The following is a 15,457-nucleotide window of genomic DNA, read 5'->3' on the forward strand; positions in this document are numbered from 1 at the left end:
TTACAATTATTTTACTTTTTAATCCTAACTAACTACTAGTCTGAACTATATTTTTGAAAGTTTTTTAATTTTTCATCATTTTTATAGGAAAATAGTGGGTTTTTCAGTTATCAGTTCTTAGTTATGAGTTATGAGTCTTAAGTTGTAAGTGATATGCCTAACTTAATAACATAAATACTGAAACACTAAAGAACTAAAAAAATGGTTGTTCTCCGTACTAACGATGTTAAACCATGACATGATTAGCGAGTAAAAGCAATCTTGAAAAGTTGCTATTTCTAGCTACTTTGAGATATCGATTCGTGTGAAAGTAAACTGAAAGGTTACGATTCAATCCAAAAATATTATAAAAAGATGTATATAAGTAAAGTATTCATTACCTTTATAGAATAACCAATAAAATTATGATATGATTAAAAATTTAAGAACTATAGCATTTACTTTGGCTACAATTATTCTTGGTAATACTATTGCTGATGCTTGTACTAGAGTTGTATATAAAGGTCCTGAAAATAATATTATAACTGCTAGATCTATGGATTGGAAAGATGAAATAGATGCTAATCTTTGGATTTTTCCTAGAGGGCTTGAGAAAGATGGTGCTGTAGGAAAAAATTCTATTAAATGGGCTTCTAAATATGGTAGTGTAATTACTAGTGCTTGGGATATTGCAACAACCGATGGGATAAATGAAAAGGGATTAGTAACGAATATACTTTGGTTGGTAGAAAGTCAATATCCGAAATTTAATCCTGAAGGAAATAAAAAAGGATTGAGTATTGCTGCTTGGGCACAATATGCATTAGATAATTTTGCAACGGTAAAAGAAGCTGTTGATGAATTAAGTAAAGAAAAATTTACAATTGTTTCTGAATATGTTCCTGGAACAACAAAATTTACTACTTTACACTTATCCATTTCTGATGCAACAGGTGATAATGCTATCTTTGAATATATTGATGGTAAATTAAAAATACATCATAATCCATCATATACCGTTATGACTAATTCTCCTGTGTTTGATCAGCAATTAGCAATTAATACTTATTGGCAAGGAATACCTGGTACAATTATGCTACCTGGTACAAACAGAGCTGCTGATAGATTTGTAAGAGCATCTTATTATATAAATGCAATACCACAAACAACAGATACTAGAACTGCTATAGCAAGTGTTTTTAGTGTAATTAGAAATTGTTCTGTCCCTTTTGGAATTTCTTCTGAGGAGGAACCAAATATATCTTCTACACGCTGGCGTTCTGTTTCTGATCAGAAAAACTTAGTTTACTTTTTTGAAACTGTAAAAACTCCGAATACATTTTGGGTTGACTTAAAAAAAGTTGATTTTGCTAAAGGTGCTGATGTTAAAAGACTAAGTGCAAGTAAAAATGAAACTTATTCTGGAGAAACTTCAAAATCTTTTACTAAAACAACTCCATTTAAATTTGCTGGAATTTAATCATAATATATATAGAACAAAAAAGCGATTCAAAATTTGAATCGCTTTTTTATTATTTTTTATATCACTTCTGCAACAACAAAAGTACTACCTCCTATATATATAAGATCATTTTCTTTTGCATTATTCTTTGCAGCAGTTAATGCTTTTTCTACAGTATCAAAAAAATGTTTATCTTTTATATCTTCTGGGATAATTTTATATAATTCATCTATCTCGTATTTACGAGGAACATCTGGTTCACAGAAATAATAAGTTGCCTTTTTAGGAAAGAAATTAAGAATTGATGTAACATCCTTATCATTTACAAAACCTAAAACTAAATGTAATTGATTATATGGTTGTTGATTAATCTGTTTTGCAACCTCAACAAGACCATGAGGATTATGCGCTGTATCTGCAACTATTAAAGGGTTATGTCCTAAAATATCCCAACGACCTCTAAGATTTGTATTTTTTACAACATTTAATAATCCATTTTTTATATTGTCTTCAGAAATCTCCCAACCTTGCTTTTTTAACTGAATAATTGCGTTGATAACTGTTCTTCTATTTTTTACTTGGTAGGTACCTTGTAAATCTGATGGTAAGTCTTGGTAGAAATTATCTTCAGCAAATATTATTTCAGAATTTCTCTCTTTTGCAATACCCACAAAAACAGGTTTTGTTTCTTGTGTTGTTTCTCCTATTACAACTGGAACGCCTTCCTTTATAATACCTCCTTTTTCTGAAGCAATTTTATCTAGAGTATTTCCAAGAAATTGAGTATGATCTAATCCTATATTTGTTATAATAGATAATTCTGGAATTATAATATTTGTTGAGTCTAATCTTCCTCCAAGTCCAGTTTCTATAATAGCAATATCTACTTGTTTTTGTGCAAAATATTCGAATGCCATTGCTATTGCGATCTCAAAAAATGATGCTTTTTGTTCTAAAATTTTTTGTTCATGTTTTTCTACGAAATCAATAACAAAATCTTGATCTGCAATAACTCCATTCACTCGAATTCTTTCTCGAAAATCTTTTAAATGTGGGGATGTTGTTAATCCTGTTTTATATCCTGCTTCTTGAAAAACTGATGCTAACATATGAGATGTACTACCTTTACCATTTGTTCCTGCTATATGAATAGATTTAAATTTTTCTTGTGGATTACCTAAATATTCACATAAAGCTGTAATATTTGTTAAATCAGCTTTCATTGCAGATGCTCCTACTCTTTGAAACATTGGTAAGTTTGTAAACAACCAATCGATTGTTTGTTGATATGTTCTCATTTTGTTTAGAAAATTTATACGAAGATACAATTCATCTTCAAAAAAAAATCGAATTTTTCTAAAGAAAAACTCGATTTATAAATATGATTTTAAAACAGATTATTAATCTAAATAATCTTGCTTTATTGTTAATAGAATTTTTAATATAAAGAAGCCTAGAGTCGCTGCAACTAATGAAGCAATAAGTATCATTAATTTTGCTTCATTAATGTAATTTTCATCACTAAAAGCTAGCATTGATACAAAAATTGACATTGTAAATCCTATACCAGCTAAAATTCCAACACCAAATACACGTTTGAAATTTACTGCTGTTGGCAATTCACATAGTCCTAATTTGACTGCAATAAATGAAAAAAGTGTTATACCAATAGGTTTACCAATTACTAATCCTAAAAAAATACCTGAAGCCAAAGGAATGCTAAAATGATTTAAACTTCCTCCGTCTATAGTTATTGCAGTATTAGCTAAAGCGAATAAAGGCAAAATAACAAAAGCTACTGGTAGATGTAGTATATGCTCCATTTTTGCTGATAAAGATTTTGAATTATCTTTATCAAAAGGAATTGTAAAAGCAACTAAAACTCCAGCAATAGTAGCATGAATACCAGAATGCAACATGAACCACCAAACTGCTATTCCTCCTATTATGTAAGGAATAATATTTTTGACTTTTACTTTATTCAATACAAAAAGTCCTAACAAAATAGCTAATGCAATTCCGAACTGTGTAAAATCTAATGGTAATTCTGGATTAGGATAAAACAACGCAATTACTACAATAGCTCCTAAATCATCAATAACAGCTAAGGCAGTAAGAAAAACTTTTAAAGACAAAGGAACTCTTTTACCTAACATTGTTATAATAGCAACAGCAAATGCTATATCAGTAGCCATTGGAATACCAAACCCATTTACAGTTTCTGATCCTTTATTTATCATAAAAAATATAAATGCAGGAACTAACATTCCTCCTAATGCTGCAAAAATTGGTAAAATTGCTTTTTTGATATTTGATAATTCTCCTACAAATATTTCTCGTTTTAATTCTAAACCAATCAGCAAAAAGAAAATTGCCATCAAACCATCATTAATCCAGTGAGCAAAAGAATGATTAAATACATTTGTTAACCAAATTGAATCATATATTTCTCCTAATGCTGAATTAGCTAAAAGTAAAGACAGAATTGTGCATATGATAAGAATAATTCCTCCTGCTGACTGATTTTTTAGAAAATTTTTGAAAAACTTTGTGATGACCATAATTATTAAAATTAAGGCAATCTACTGAAAAATTTTCAAAACTTTCTTTTTATACCATTTACTAAAATTAAATACTCTTTCTATAATTAATACATATAGAAAAGGCAATATTATTAAATAGTAATATCCCGATTCATATATAATATATGTACTAAAGATTAAAAATCTGATATGTTCTAAATAAGGAACCCAGCGCTTCTGTTCTAATTGTGCACCAATATTAATTAACGTAATTAATATAAAAGCTGTACCTACAAATAATGTTAAAGAATCTAATTTACTATAATAATATGTCATTGCTAACATTAAACTAAAGGCTACAAAAAGCTGAATATTAAGATAATTTTTAAATTCAAAATTGTAATCATCTTTTTTATTTTTTGATAACCATTTCTTTTCTATAATTGGTCGAATATCTTGATCCAATACTGCAGGACTACCAAAATATATTCTTAGCTTTCCTTTTATCGTATTTTCTCTTTTTGCTGCTTCATACAACTCTAAATAATAATGAAAATGTTGCCAAAGAAAACTATAACTTTTTATAGGATGTGTAAGTCCATAATGAGGTTTTTCTTCTTCTTCTTGAAAAGTACCAAAAATCTTATCCCAGAAAACAAATACATCTCCATAGTTTTTATCAAGATATTTTTCATCAGAAGCATGATGAACACCATGTAAAGAAGGAGTTATAAAAATATACTCTAACCAACCTAATTTACCAATAACTTGTGTATGTGTAAAAAATGAATAAACACCATGAACCACTAAAATAGTCATTACTAGATTAGGATGAAAACCTACAAAGGGTAGAACACACCAAAATACATTTCTTACAATAGCTTGCAAAGTTGTAATACGGGCTGCAACTGTATAATTAAATTCTTCTGATTGATGATGAACTATATGAGCTCCCCAAAAAATATTAATTTCATGTCCCAATCGATGGTACCAATACCAAACAAAATCAGTTGCCAAGAGCATAATAATCCAAATCCACCATGTATTTGGTAATGTCATCAACCTATAATTTTCATAGATATAAACAAATAACTGATAAAAACTTCCTGTTATAAATAAATTTAATAATCTTTCTGCTATTCCAATAGATATGTTAGAAATTGAGCTCTCGTATTTAAATACATTTTTCATTTTCTTTCGTTCTGCAATCTTATATTCTATCCAAACAAAGAGAAAAAATGCAGGAATTGCGAAAGCCAAATAAGCTGTATTTTCCATAAATTGAGTTTTTATATTGCTAAAAATTGATTTAAATATTGATTGAATAATTTGGGTTGTTCCATCATTGGTACATGACCGCAATTATCAATAAACTCTAATTTTGCATTTGGTAAGTGAAAGTAAAATTCCTCAGCAACCTCTGGAGGAGTAACTATATCTTGTTTTCCCCAAACTAATAATACAGGTTGATTAATTTTATGAAGATCTTCTTTTAGATTTTGTCTTTTAGCATCACGTGCTATAGCAATTAACGATAAAGCTTTTAAAGGATTATTTGCTGTAGAGTATACATCATCAATCAATTCTTTTGTAATTACTTCTTTTGTTTGAAAAACTTCCTCAACTTTAGATTTTATGTAATTATAATCTTTTACACGAACAAAAGAAGCATTTAAAGTATTCTCGAATAAACCAGAACTACCTGCTAAAACTAGTTTTTCAAATCTATGTGGATTCTTTAATGCATATAATATAGCAATATGTCCTCCTAGAGAATTTCCTATTAAAATAGGTTTTATAATTTTATTTTCTTCGATATAATTTTCTAAATATTTTACAAGTTGTGTAAGGGAATTTCGACGCATTGTACGACTAAACAAAGGTAATTTCGGCGCAAAAACGTTATAATTAATACTAAATTGATTGATTACTGTTGACCAATTACTCAAACTCCCAAACAAACCATGAAGAAGAATAACATCTTTTTTATGAATTGCACTCATAGTTAATTTAATTACTTATTAAGTGACAAATGTAAAAAAGATTTTTAAACCCTACTAACTTTATAGAGTTTATATATTATAAATTACACCGCTACTATGATCTTTAGATGCGCCAGTAACAGAACTTAAACAATTAATTTGATCATTATTTCTTCTATAACCTAGAAAAGCAAATATCAATGCTTCTTTAAAATCAATTAAATTAGCTTCAGGTATCAATATTTCGGTAGATGTATTTTTTAGTAATAAGTTGATTAATAGTTTATTTTTTGCTCCACCACCAGTTATCAACACATTGTTAATATCATAGTTTTTAAAACAATTGGTTAATTGTTCAACCATATGTTTTAAACAGCTATTCAATTTATCTTCTGTAGAAATATTATATTTTTCAACAATTGTTAAAAACTGATTTTCAACCCATTCAAAACCTAAAGATTTTGGAATGTTTTCCTTATAAAAAGATAATTGATTTAATTCATCAATTAAATCTTGGTTAAATTTTCCCTTTGCTGCTAATTCACCATCTTTATCAAAATCAAATCCTAATTGATTTGCATAAAAATTTAAAACGATATTGACTGGGCAAACATCAAATGCTATTCTTTTTCCATTTCTATTCATTGATATATTAGAAAATCCTCCTAAATTAAGACAAGCATCAAATTGATTAAATAAAAACTCATCTCCAATAGGTACTAATGGAGCTCCTTGTCCACCTAAAACAACATCTTGTGTTCTAAAATCACAAATTATTTTTTGGTTGCAACGAGAAGCTACTGCAGCTCCATTTCCTATTTGTAATGTAAATTTTTTATAAGGTTGGTGAAAAATTGTTTGCCCATGAGAAGCTACAAAATCTAATTGATTGATTTTATATTTTTGTACAAAAGATTTGACTTGTTCTCCTAAATAATAGCCAAATTGTATATCTAGTTCGCATAATTCCATTGAAGAAATTGAATAAGCATTCTTTAATTGATTTTTTAATTCTAACGAATAATCAATTGTTTCTGCTTGAAGTATTTCAAACGAGTTATTTGAATCAAAACGCACATAACAAATATCTAAACCATCTAAAGACGTTCCTGACATTAAACCTATACAAAAGGTTGATTTTTTCATAGAGTAAAGGTAAACATTTAGCTAATCACGAAATACTAAATACTTAGCTTTATTTCAAAAAAATATTTACTTATAGCATTAATAATATATATTTAAAACTATATCATTTCTTTTATAAAGATGAATTTAATGTAAAATAAAATATCTAAAACAAAAAAAACAATATTATATTTAAGTAAAAAGTGTTTTCAATTTATTGATTCTTAATTAAAAAATATTAACTTCATTATTATCAAGAACGAAAACTGAAATAAGTAAAAAAACTTTATGTATTTTTGTATTAATGTTAGAAAAAAAAGAAGCAAATTACGAAAAAGTCGTTTTAGTTGGATTAGTTACTAGAGAACAACCAGAGGATAAACTGACTGAATATATGGATGAACTGGAGTTCTTAGCTTATACAGCTGGAGCTACGGTAGGAGAGCGCTTTATCCAAAAAATGGATCGTCCAGATTCTAAATTTTTTGTAGGAAGTGGAAAATTAGATGAAATTGCTGCATTTGTAGAAGAATATGATATAGATACTGTTATTTTTGATGATGAATTAACACCTTCTCAATTGAAGAACATTGAGAAAGTTGTGAATAAAAAAATCATTGACAGAACACAATTGATATTAGATATTTTTGCGCAACGTGCACAAACATCTTATGCAAGAACACAAGTTGAGTTAGCTCAATATCAATATTTATTACCTCGATTAACACGTATGTGGACACACCTAGAGCGTCAAAGAGGAGGAATTGGTATGCGTGGGCCTGGTGAAACAGAAATTGAAACAGATAGACGTATTATTAGAGATAGAATAACTTTATTAAAGGAAAAACTAAAAGGAATAGATAAACAAATGGCTACACAACGTAAAAATCGTGGAGCATTGGTTCGTGTTGCTTTAGTTGGTTATACAAATGTTGGTAAATCGACATTAATGAATGTTTTATCTAAATCTGAAGTTTTTGCTGAAAATAAATTATTTGCAACTTTAGATACAACTGTGCGTAAAGTAGTTATTGGTAATCTTCCATTTTTATTAACTGATACCGTTGGTTTTATTCGTAAGTTACCTACACAGCTTGTAGAATCTTTTAAATCAACACTTGATGAAGTTCGTGAAGCTGATTTATTAGTTCATGTTGTAGATATCTCACATTCTAGTTTTGAAGATCATGTAAATTCAGTTAATCAAATTCTATCTGAAATTGAAGCTAAAGAAAAACCTACAATTATGGTTTTTAATAAAATTGATAATTTTTCTTATATTAAACAAGATGATGATGATTTATCTGAAAAGAAATTTGAAAATTATTCTTTAGATGATTGGAAACGAACTTGGATGGCAAAAACTGATTATCCTACATTATTTATTTCAGCTACAGAAAAAGATAATTTAGATGATTTAAGAAAAACTGTTTATGAAGAAGTAAAAGAAATTCATACAAAACGCTTTCCTTATAATAATTTCTTGTTCCAATACTATGAAGAAGATGAGGAAATTGAAGAATAATAAATTACATTATTAATTTCATTTGACACAAAACAACCTATTATTATTTATATGGAAATTAATCATGTACAAATCGCTTTAGATTTTCATGCTTGCTCTACTCAACAAAAAAAAATATTTTTCTATCATTTAGATTCCCTTAATTGGGAAGCTGTTAATCCTGAGACGTTATGGATCACAAACCTCTGTAATGAAGAAGGCGTAATTCAGATAATAGAAAATGAATTATTATTTGCTAAAAACATATCATGCATTGAGGAATTAGATTATGTTATAATAACCGATGATGAAATATATTTTAGTAATTAAAAATAAACCGTTTTAAAATTTTAAAACGGTTTATTTTTTTATATAATAGTTAAAATCTTGCTTGTACTTGAACACTTCCTATATGTATAGGTTTACTAACTTCTGTTTTTCTTCCATCATACGATATATTTAATTGTAAAAAACGGGTTAACTGTCGTTGTAATTGTAATTGCCAAACAAAATTATTTCCAGCTCTTAATCCTTCCATCATTTGATTACCTACAACTGATTCTTGATTTCCTATAAAACTATTATGTATATAACTAAAATTTCCCGTAAAACTCATTTTATCCGAACTATTCCATTGGATTTCTGTTCCTAAATCTGATTGATTCAATTTTTCTGAGCCTGAAATATTTTTTTTATTTTGAAAATTATAATACAAAGAAGCTATCAAAGATTTTTCTGTTTGATAAGTTAGCTTAGGCGAAAATCTGATATTATTTAATTTATAACGTCTAGTCGCAAATAAATCCGAATTACTGTTTACCTCCATGTATTCTGAGTCTAAACTTGCTATAAAGTTTTGTACAACTCTATAACGAGTTTGTAATAAATAACTATCACTATCTCTGTATTCGGATCCTGTATAAATATAAGTTTGAGATTGTTGTTGATTATAAATAAAATTTGTTGACCACTTGTATTGTGTACCTTGGTTGAAAAATATAGAAGATCTTATACTTCTTGTTTTACTCAATATTTTCGAAGACTTGGTAAAAGGATTCCATTCCATAACCATTCCATCTTTACGAAGAGAATTTGTTGCAGAAATATTTTGTAAAAACATCCAACGACCTAAAAATTTATTCTCTGAATTGAATACTTGACTTGGTCTAAAACGTAATGTAAAATTGAACTGATTTTTATTCGTCTTTAAATACTCAATTGTATTTGTATATACACGTATATAATTTGCTTGATCAATAAATTCTGCAACCTCAAATTCATCTATCTGCTCTATTCCGTCACCATTATAATCTGTCCATTTATAAATCCCCATTCCATCAGCAACTTTTACATATTGAAACTCTCTTTGTGGTTCTACTCCACTACCTATTTCATAATCAATATTTAATTGTACTCCTTGATTAAAAAAAGATTTATACCATTTTATATTTCCTGTCATAAAATCTTCATTAGAACTATCAATAAATTGATAATTTACTTTTCTATAATGAAAATTTGTGGTTAACTGATGATTCTGTTTTTGAATTAATATTGAATTAAAAATAACTCCTCTACTCTGTTGAATATTTTGCCAATTACCTAAACGTACAGAATCATCTTGCCTTTGGTAAATAGTTAAATCAACTTTATGTCCTAAAGAATCTGCAAAACCTGTTTTTAATTGAAATTCATTCCATCTAAAACTTAAATTTGATTTAGTTGTAGTAGCAAAAATATCTTTATCATCAATTTCATTACTTTCTCCCCAAACACGAGCACCAATCCAAAATTTAGTCCCTAAATTTCTTCTTTCATCTAATAAATAGCGTGAAAATAGTGTATTTTGTAAAGTTGCATTTGTTGATAAAATATTTGCACGTGCAATAATTTCATCTTTTTTAGATATAAATTTTGTTTCTATTTGATTTCTAATCCCTTTATAAGTTCCTGAATTCTCTAAATAATCAAGTTTATATTGGGCAGTAAGCTTATCTTGCCAATTTGCTGTTAACTTAGCTGTTATATAATTTTGATTTGCATTAGATAACTCATCTTCTAAATTAAAATCTCTAGCAAATTCTACAGCACGTAACCTATTTGCACTTTTATAATTTTTATTTACATAGTTCCATTCTATAAATGGTGTAATTTTCCAATCTTTATACTTAAATTCTTGTTCACCATAAATTCTTGTTGCTAATCCAGCATTATTATTATCATCAATAGAAGAAAATAAATTTTGATCATAATTACTTAATCCAAGATTAAAACCTACATTTCCATTGTTTCTTAGTTGATATTGACCATTTAATGTATATATTTCTAATTTAGTTGGTGCTACCAATCTTTTTATTGGTTCATAATCTCCTTGAGAAACTCCTGCTATTGGTTCTACATATTGAAATACTTTACCATTTTGATTTGCATTAATTTGATGATAATTCCCTTGATTTGCTCCTACATAAGTAAATGCAACTTGATATAATTCATCATTAGAGTCTGTAGAATATTCAAATATATCAACTGAATTCAAATTTGTTTTTCGATATAATATTTTATTAGAATCGTAACTAGATTTTTCGGCTGCAACAGCATACATTTTGTCTGTATCATTTCCTGCATGTGCTAAAATCTCTTTTTCATCGTTCGTCAAATCATTTCCTAAAGAATTATTTTTAGAATCAGCTTGAGAATAAAAATAACCTGATAGTTTTAATTTTTTAGACTGATATTCTGCTCCTCCATATAAAAGTGTTTGAGAATAATTTCTAGAATTATATAAATACTCGACATGAATTCTTGTATTTGCAGTTATTAAACGATTAGATGTAAATGTAATTTCTCCTGTATTGTAATTAATAACATAATCATTCTGTTCTCCTCTATCTAGCTGAATTCCATCTATAAATACTTTTTCACTTCCTGAAATAATAATTACATAAATTTCACCATTTTTCCCTGCTAAACGATAAGGACCTTGATTCCCATCTTGTCCAATAAAATTCATACGCATGAATTCTCCTCTTGTTAAACTTCCTGTAGCAAAAATATTTGTTGTAGAATTTTCTTTTTTTAATAATGTAGAGAGTTGAATCCCTGTTACTTTTTGACTAAATGGATTAAAAAAATCTTGATTTTGATCAGTATTTAAATCTATATGTCCTGCTCTTATTTTAGAACTTTTTGTAGCTAATTCAATATAAACTTTATCAAATTCTTGAAGATTTTGAGTATAACCATCAGATTCTATAGGAACATTATTATCTGCAATTGCAGCATTTACAGTAATATCATCTGATAGCTTTCCTGAAAGTTCTAAATCCAAAGATGATTGTACAGAAGCACTTTGATTATTACCAAATCGAATTCCTCTTACCATTGTTCCTTTACTATTTAATCCTTCAAAAACATCTCTATCATCTTTTTTCGAATTTGGTTCTATTTGATGATATATATCTATAGGTTTTTCTTCTCCTACAATTATAGATGGATTTTTTGCATAATAAATAGACTCAGCCAGTTTTGGATTAATAAAATAATTAATCTTTATCATTTGCTTTGCTAAAGAAGGCTGAAAATATATCTCATTTTTTTCAAAATTAATAGTATATAATTCTGATGAAATAGGATTTCCTAAAGAATCTAGGATTTTAAATTTTTCTTGTAATATTCCTTTTGAGTTAAGTTTTATTGTATCGGCTATTAATACAGAATCTTGCCTAAAATTTGGATTTTTCCATCCAAAATTCTGAGCCTTTAAAAAACTGCTTAATAGAAAAATAAATAAAAGGAATAAAAATCGAAACGACAAAAGTTTTTTAGTGATAACGAAATTTTATATATAAAATTTTATAAGAGTATATTTATATAAAATAATTATTTTTTTATCTATTTTAATTGAACTAAAAAGTAATCTTTTTGTATTCTATCATTATAATTTTTTTGTTCTTTTAAAGAATGATTAAGATTTACCTCTCCTATTTTCTTAATTGAGTATTTATTAAGATTTTTAGATATAAAAACAGAATCATTTTTATTTGCTAATAAACCAAATTGACTTGCCTTTGGTAAAGAAACATTTCCATTTTCACTTAATGTTGGAATTGGTTGACCATAATCTAGGACAATTTCTGGTATAAAACCATCTGTTTCATATGTTTTTATGTTATACTTTTTTTCAAGTTTTTTTATTGATGAAGTAGATGAGTAATACTTCTCGGAAAAAGTAACTTTAGAAAGAGGAAAACCAAAAATAACAAAAGTAGACATTAAAAGAATTGATGAATAAAAAATTTGATCAAAAGATTTTGTTTTTAATCCTTTGATTATTAATAAACCTAAAAAGAACGTGATAATTGAAAAAGGAATTGTCAAAATTGCATAATTTGCAAATTCGTTTTTTGTATAAATAAAAACCCCTATAGATATAGCAAAAGCGATAATACCATATAATCCAAAAATAATATTCGTTATAGATTTCTCTGTTTTACTATTTAAATTTTTAAATTCTAATCTTAAATATTCTATATAAAAACTTGTGTTTAAGGCTAAGGGAATCAATACCGGTAATAAATATCTGGATTTTTTTTCTGGAATTAATGATAATAACACAACAGAAAATATTGTCCATAACCATACAAATTTATATGCTTTTTTATTTGATACCTTGTTTTTTAGATAAGGATAAATCAAACTTACTAAAGCTGGTATTGTCCATAAACCACTTTGGGTAAAAAAACTCCAGTAATAATAAAAAGGTCTTGTATTATGATTTTGCCAGCTATTCATTTCTTTTTTAGATGCTGCTAGAAAATGTTCTGCATCAAAATATCTAACATATAAAATCCAAGCAAAACCTACAATACAACCTGCTATTAATACTAATACAGTTATTGATATATTATGTTTTAATCTATTAGTATAAACACAAAAATAAGCAAGAAGAAAAGGTAGAAATAATGCATATAAAGATACTGGACCTTTACTCATTATAGAGCAACCTAAAAAAAAGAATGCTACTGTAAAATTTAAAAAATTAAACTTTTTAGATTGAAATTCTTTTAATAAAAAGAATATAGATACTAACATAAAACTATGTGTATACATATCCCAATTATTATCTCTCCCAGCAAAAAACACATAAAAAGATGTGATTAAAATTAAAGACGAATTAACAATTTGCTCTTTTGATAAATCTAATTGAATAGCAATTTTATAAAAAGAATAGACTAATAGTAAAGTAACTAAAACAACAGGAATACGTAACCAAAAGAAATTTTCAAAACCAAATACACTTCCAAAAAAGGCTGTTATCCATGTTGGCAGAGGTGGTTTTTCATATCTTGGTAAACCATTTAATGTTGTAAATATCCAATTTCCTTGATTCACCATTTCTCTAGCAGAAATAATATTTCTTGCTTCCATTATATTTGTTTGTAAAATACCTAGGTTTACAAATAACATAATGATTGTAATGATAATAAGAAATAAAACCTTATTATTTTTTATCCAATGAATCATGATCTTCCTTTCTTTTAATTAAAATATTTCTGGCATATACAATGAATCCCATAAAATGACCAACAAATAATACTGGATCAATACGAATTATAGCATAAGTTAATATTAATAAAGATCCACATAAACTTATAACCCAAAATCCCATTGGTAACTGAGATTCGTGCTTCCTTTCTGAGTAAATCCATTGATAAACAAACCTAAAAGTAAATAATACTTGAGAAAAGACACCTAAAGATAATAACCACAGCGGTATTTTTTCATTTTTAAATAATAAATCTACATCTAGAATACCATTATTAAACCCATAAAAAACTATAAATACAGGAAAAAAATAGAGAAAAAACCTTACATACTTTGGTAATTCTTTCCAATGATTTTGAAGCTGTATATTTCTAATATAAATATAATATGTTAATGTTTGGCCTAACATTATAGAAAAATCATGACGTAAATAACCATAAAAAAATAATAGTACAGAAGCAAAAAGACTTATTTCCCAAAATAATTTAGGTGTAAGAATTTTTTTATTTTTTTCTGAAATTATCCATTGTAAAATCAAGCGACTCGAAAATAACGCTTGTGCTATAAATCCTATACTAGCTACAATCCAACTTGGCATTATAATTAAGCTTTTTCGTGTATATTATAATTGATATATTTCTTTTTCATCCATACAAAAGCAAAACAATCCATTAGTGGCCCTAATAATCTATTCCATAAATTAAATTTTGACTGCCCTGCAATACGAGGAAAATGTTGTACAGCAACTTGTTTTACAGTTCCATTTTGTAATAAAATCATTGCAGGTAAAAAGCGATGTAAACCTTTAAACATTGGTATTTTTTTTGCTTTTTCTGTATTAATAACTTTAAGAGGACAACCTGTATCATCCATTCCATCATTAGTAAATGATCGACGAATAGAATTTGCTATTTTCGAAGACATATTCTTTACAAAAGAATCTTTTCTATCAGCTCTTACTCCTGTTACCAAATCATATTTATCTGATAAAGCTAATAATTTATTAAAATCTTCAGGAGCAGTTTGTAAATCTGCGTCTATATAGCCAACCAATTTAGAACTTACAGTATCAAAACCTGCTTTTATTGCAGCAGATAATCCATAATTTTTATCAAAAGAAATATAATGAAATGCCTCATTACGTTCACAAATTTCTTTTATTATAGATAAACTTTTATCTTTTGAACCGTCATCAATCAATAATATTTCTGTTTTTTTTATAGAAATATTTAAAAATTGATTCATTTCTTTTTCCAATCTTAATAAGTTATCTTCCTCATTATAAATTGGAATTATTATTGTGAACTCTGCTAACATTATTTTAATGAAATAAATTGTTTTA

At 27.1% G+C, this 15,457-nt stretch carries 12 protein-coding genes; 3 read left to right on the forward strand and 9 right to left on the reverse strand.

Annotation, left to right across the window (positions count from 1 at the left end):
* The first annotated feature begins 409 nt into the window (after positions 1-409).
* The gene (locus RT575_RS14935) at positions 410-1,459 is read left to right on the forward strand and encodes a linear amide C-N hydrolase (RefSeq protein ID WP_313387070.1); all 1,050 of its coding nucleotides are present in this window, start codon (positions 410-412) and stop codon (positions 1,457-1,459) included.
* A gap of 59 nt (positions 1,460-1,518) precedes the next feature.
* On the opposite strand, the gene RT575_RS14940 is transcribed toward RT575_RS14935, so the two are convergent.
* The 5 genes from RT575_RS14940 to RT575_RS14960 all read right to left on the reverse strand — a co-directional run bounded on the left by RT575_RS14940 (position 1,519) and on the right by RT575_RS14960 (position 7,091).
* Positions 1,519-2,739 carry a folylpolyglutamate synthase/dihydrofolate synthase family protein gene (locus RT575_RS14940; protein ID WP_313581925.1) on the reverse strand — a complete coding sequence of 407 codons (1,221 nt, stop codon included), beginning with the start codon at positions 2,737-2,739 and terminating at the stop codon, positions 1,519-1,521.
* Between the two features lie 102 nt (positions 2,740-2,841).
* Positions 2,842-4,002 carry a Na+/H+ antiporter NhaA gene (gene nhaA / locus RT575_RS14945; protein WP_313581926.1) on the reverse strand — a complete coding sequence of 387 codons (1,161 nt, stop codon included), beginning with the start codon at positions 4,000-4,002 and terminating at the stop codon, positions 2,842-2,844.
* 21 nt (positions 4,003-4,023) lie between these two features.
* Positions 4,024-5,241: a sterol desaturase family protein gene (locus tag RT575_RS14950; protein ID WP_313581927.1), complete on the reverse strand. Its 1,218-nt coding sequence runs from the start codon at positions 5,239-5,241 to the stop codon at positions 4,024-4,026.
* A gap of 11 nt (positions 5,242-5,252) precedes the next feature.
* Positions 5,253-5,966 carry an alpha/beta hydrolase gene (locus tag RT575_RS14955; protein WP_313581929.1) on the reverse strand — a complete coding sequence of 238 codons (714 nt, stop codon included), beginning with the start codon at positions 5,964-5,966 and terminating at the stop codon, positions 5,253-5,255.
* Between the two features lie 69 nt (positions 5,967-6,035).
* The gene (locus tag RT575_RS14960; RefSeq protein WP_313581930.1) at positions 6,036-7,091 is read right to left on the reverse strand and encodes an anhydro-N-acetylmuramic acid kinase; all 1,056 of its coding nucleotides are present in this window, start codon (positions 7,089-7,091) and stop codon (positions 6,036-6,038) included.
* Between the two features lie 283 nt (positions 7,092-7,374).
* Here RT575_RS14960 and hflX point away from each other — a divergent pair, with 283 nt between their 5' ends.
* Complete coding sequence (hflX, locus tag RT575_RS14965; protein ID WP_313581932.1) at positions 7,375-8,595, forward strand: GTPase HflX; 1,221 nt, start codon at positions 7,375-7,377, stop codon at positions 8,593-8,595.
* Between the two features lie 51 nt (positions 8,596-8,646).
* Positions 8,647-8,904, forward strand: a complete 258-nt coding sequence (locus RT575_RS14970; protein WP_313387063.1) for a hypothetical protein — start codon at positions 8,647-8,649, stop codon at positions 8,902-8,904.
* A gap of 49 nt (positions 8,905-8,953) precedes the next feature.
* Here the strand turns inward: RT575_RS14970 and RT575_RS14975 are convergent, their stop codons facing one another.
* From RT575_RS14975 to RT575_RS14990, 4 genes are all read right to left on the reverse strand, one after another.
* The gene (locus tag RT575_RS14975; RefSeq protein WP_313581934.1) at positions 8,954-12,385 is read right to left on the reverse strand and encodes a hypothetical protein; all 3,432 of its coding nucleotides are present in this window, start codon (positions 12,383-12,385) and stop codon (positions 8,954-8,956) included.
* A gap of 77 nt (positions 12,386-12,462) precedes the next feature.
* Positions 12,463-14,094: a glycosyltransferase family 39 protein gene (locus RT575_RS14980; protein ID WP_313581936.1), complete on the reverse strand. Its 1,632-nt coding sequence runs from the start codon at positions 14,092-14,094 to the stop codon at positions 12,463-12,465.
* The gene (locus tag RT575_RS14985) at positions 14,072-14,713 is read right to left on the reverse strand and encodes a lipid-A-disaccharide synthase N-terminal domain-containing protein (RefSeq protein ID WP_313387060.1); all 642 of its coding nucleotides are present in this window, start codon (positions 14,711-14,713) and stop codon (positions 14,072-14,074) included. Before RT575_RS14985 ends, RT575_RS14980 begins: the two co-directional genes overlap by 23 nt.
* 5 nt (positions 14,714-14,718) lie before the next feature.
* Positions 14,719-15,432: a glycosyltransferase family 2 protein gene (locus RT575_RS14990; RefSeq protein WP_313387059.1), complete on the reverse strand. Its 714-nt coding sequence runs from the start codon at positions 15,430-15,432 to the stop codon at positions 14,719-14,721.
* Between the last annotated feature and the right edge of the window lie 25 nt (positions 15,433-15,457).

Origin of the sequence: Chishuiella sp., assembly GCF_032109125.1 — a bacterium.
GTDB lineage: Bacteria > Bacteroidota > Bacteroidia > Flavobacteriales > Weeksellaceae > Empedobacter.

What these genes read in the sequence shown, in the direction of transcription:
- RT575_RS14935 (WP_313387070.1), top strand. Translation starts at nt 410, where the DNA reads ATGATTAAAAATTTAAGAACTATAGCATTTACTTTGGCTACAATTATT.
- RT575_RS14940 (WP_313581925.1), bottom strand. Translation starts at nt 2,739, where the DNA reads ATGAGAACATATCAACAAACAATCGATTGGTTGTTTACAAACTTACCA.
- nhaA (WP_313581926.1), bottom strand. Translation starts at nt 4,002, where the DNA reads ATGGTCATCACAAAGTTTTTCAAAAATTTTCTAAAAAATCAGTCAGCA.
- RT575_RS14950 (WP_313581927.1), bottom strand. Translation starts at nt 5,241, where the DNA reads ATGGAAAATACAGCTTATTTGGCTTTCGCAATTCCTGCATTTTTTCTC.
- RT575_RS14955 (WP_313581929.1), bottom strand. Translation starts at nt 5,966, where the DNA reads ATGAGTGCAATTCATAAAAAAGATGTTATTCTTCTTCATGGTTTGTTT.
- RT575_RS14960 (WP_313581930.1), bottom strand. Translation starts at nt 7,091, where the DNA reads ATGAAAAAATCAACCTTTTGTATAGGTTTAATGTCAGGAACGTCTTTA.
- hflX (WP_313581932.1), top strand. Translation starts at nt 7,375, where the DNA reads ATGTTAGAAAAAAAAGAAGCAAATTACGAAAAAGTCGTTTTAGTTGGA.
- RT575_RS14970 (WP_313387063.1), top strand. Translation starts at nt 8,647, where the DNA reads ATGGAAATTAATCATGTACAAATCGCTTTAGATTTTCATGCTTGCTCT.
- RT575_RS14980 (WP_313581936.1), bottom strand. Translation starts at nt 14,094, where the DNA reads ATGATTCATTGGATAAAAAATAATAAGGTTTTATTTCTTATTATCATT.
- RT575_RS14985 (WP_313387060.1), bottom strand. Translation starts at nt 14,713, where the DNA reads ATGCCAAGTTGGATTGTAGCTAGTATAGGATTTATAGCACAAGCGTTA.
- RT575_RS14990 (WP_313387059.1), bottom strand. Translation starts at nt 15,432, where the DNA reads ATGTTAGCAGAGTTCACAATAATAATTCCAATTTATAATGAGGAAGAT.